A 2,435-nucleotide genomic window follows, 5' to 3' on the forward strand; every position below is an offset into this window, starting at 1 on the left:
AAATGCGGCTGCGGCTCAGGCACTATTGACGATTGAAAATCTAGATGAAGCGGTCGCTGCGTCAGGCGAAAGACGACGAACTGAGGAAATCGGAAGAATTATATCGATCGCTATTTGAAATCAGCAGTGAAGGCATTTATCGTTGGGAACTCGATCGACCTGTTTCGCTAAGTTTATCAGTTGACGAACAAGCGGTGGATCTCTATCAGCAACACCAGCCTGATGTGACGCTGATGGATTTGCAGATGCCCAAACTTGAAGGAGCCGCCGCGATCGCCCAAATCCGCACTAACGACCCCGATGCCCGAATTATCGTACTAACTACCTATGACGGCGATGTTGATATCTATCGAGGGCTACAAGCAGGAGCCAGAGGCTATTTGCTCAAAGATACTACCGCTAAAGAATTACTGAATGCGGTGAGATCGGTGCATCAAGGGCAGCGGGAGATTGCCCCCACAGTTGCTCTGAAGCTAGCAGAACGAGTCGATCGAGCGGACGCGCTCACGGAGCGAGAATTAGCAGTGCTGCGTCTGCTGGTCAAAGTCATACGGAGCGATATTGCCAATGAAACAACCGCTCCGAATTTTGCTACAAACCACGATCACCCCTACTGATGATGACTGGAGTATCGCCCGCTTCTCGTTATTGGAGCGGTATCTGTCCTCCCTCAAGGATGAATTGGGAAATCCATTATGTGAGGTTGTATCCCGCGATCGCCAATCGGATGCTGACGGTAACGATCCGGTGCTGAGTACCCTTGAAGCTTGCGCGTCGTCTCACGACGCTCGGAATAATTTTGACGAACTGTGGTTGTTTGCTGTCGATGTGGCTGATGGCATTGGCGATTCTCCAAAGGAGAGGCTACGCCAACGAGGCTGTGAGGGCATTACACGATTTAGACAGCAAGGCGGCGGCATCCTGACTACCCGCGATCACATGAATTTGGGTAGTTCGCTATGCAACTCGTCTGGACACATTGAGTTCTTGCCCATCCCCATGAGGGTGCAGTCGGAGTTCCGGTTAATGGCCATGCTCGGGAGATCGCTACAGGCAAAAGCTTAGTCACAAATCGTCAGTTTAACCTGATTGTGGCTTTCGTTGGCTACGCCTACCGGAGGTAATCGCCAACGAGACGATTGAGGTAATCTGCTGGGAAGAGCGGTAGCCCAATCAACATTTCATCACTTTTGTGATTACAACTGGGATATTAGTATGGGTTGCCCCAGTTTTGTCACCGAGCCGCCCGGAAACACGATGCAGACCGAACCACAGGCACTCGCCGATCTCCAAATCTATCTGAGAAATCTAGTGCTCTGGCTAGCACCAGCATAGTTGTACTTTTGATCGAGGATCGCAGGCGATCTCGATCTCGTAGGTAATCTGAGAAATTACTGAGATTTAACTGAGCAAAGTTTCAGCATAAATTCAGGAAATCGATCGATCTAATTCAGATAGCTTTCAGTGCTGGCTGCGATAGTTAATTCAGTGAGCCAGTTGGGCTTACCTGAAACACATTCTATCGATATTCATTCCTAAATTTTATGAAATTAACTTCTTTACTGACCAGTGCTGCACTGTTGGGATTGGTTACTGTCGGTCATGTTGCACCGGGGACATTCACTCCATCAGTTGGGATAGTTGCTAGTGCCGCTGAAGGCCCCTCCGTTCAGGAAAAAATCGGTTTAATTACTAAAAATAAGGGACAGATTGGCGGTGGCGACCAGCTACGTCGGTTCTTTTATGGTGACTTAGAACCGCTGGGAGTTCAACCTGGTGGGGCAGGAATGGTCGTCAATTTATACAACAAAGCCAATAATGTCACTTTCTCCTATTGCGCTACTTACGATGTGGTAGTTGCTGTTAAAAAAGGGAGAATAGCTGCATTTCCAGCAAATGAAGTTAAGTAATCGCCTGATTTGCTAGATTTTTGCAATTATTAGTACGAACATTGTGTATTTATAGGGGGAAAGGTAAGAGGGAATTATCTTTGTCCTTTGCCCCTTTATTTTTTTAGTTATCTTCGATATTAAATTTTATATTAAAGAGGTTTTCATGGATAGAGATACGATCTTATTACTACATCCATTTATTGCTGCGATCGTGGTATTTCCATTAATTGGCATAGTTGTCAATCGTGCGCTCCAAACTCGCCAGCGGCGGTTGCAGGTATCGACAGGAGCCAAAAGTGCAATTTCACCCAGTGCAGGCCCAGAACATGCTCAATTAGGTCGGTGGCTGACTGGTTCGGTGGTGAGTATCGTCCTAATTGCATTTGCAGTCGATGTGTTCGGCTATATTGTAGATAAACAAGTGTGGGTGCGAAATCCATTCCAGGTTATCTTAATTAGCCTTGTTTTTGTGGCGGCTATCGCATCATTATCATTACTTTACCGCGCCAAAACTAGACTCTGGCGAGGCGGATTTGCCATCCT

3 protein-coding genes and 1 pseudogene are annotated in these 2,435 nt (G+C 47.1%); all 4 read left to right on the forward strand.

From position 1 onward, the window contains the following. The first annotated feature begins 44 nt into the window (after nucleotides 1–44). Nucleotides 45–617 carry a response regulator transcription factor gene (locus RMO35_RS15355; RefSeq protein ID WP_309730652.1) on the forward strand — a complete coding sequence of 191 codons (573 nt, stop codon included), beginning with the start codon at nucleotides 45–47 and terminating at the stop codon, nucleotides 615–617. Continuing rightward, nucleotides 568–1,335: pseudogene (locus tag RMO35_RS25390) on the forward strand (hypothetical protein). Before RMO35_RS15355 ends, RMO35_RS25390 begins: the two are co-directional and overlap by 50 nt. 209 nt (nucleotides 1,336–1,544) lie before the next feature. Continuing rightward, the gene (locus tag RMO35_RS15365; protein WP_309742200.1) at nucleotides 1,545–1,910 is read left to right on the forward strand and encodes a hypothetical protein; all 366 of its coding nucleotides are present in this window, start codon (nucleotides 1,545–1,547) and stop codon (nucleotides 1,908–1,910) included. Nucleotides 1,911–2,055: 145 nt separating this feature from the next. After that, nucleotides 2,056–2,435: DUF4079 domain-containing protein (locus tag RMO35_RS15370; protein ID WP_309742201.1), on the forward strand; the 380-nt coding region annotated here is incomplete at its 3' end.

Source organism: Chamaesiphon sp. OTE_20_metabat_361 (assembly GCF_031364565.1).

Coding starts and splice junctions, on each gene's coding strand:
- RMO35_RS15355 (WP_309730652.1), top strand. CDS start 45: ATGAAGCGGTCGCTGCGTCAGGCGAAAGACGACGAACTGAGGAAATCG.
- RMO35_RS15365 (WP_309742200.1), top strand. CDS start 1,545: ATGAAATTAACTTCTTTACTGACCAGTGCTGCACTGTTGGGATTGGTT.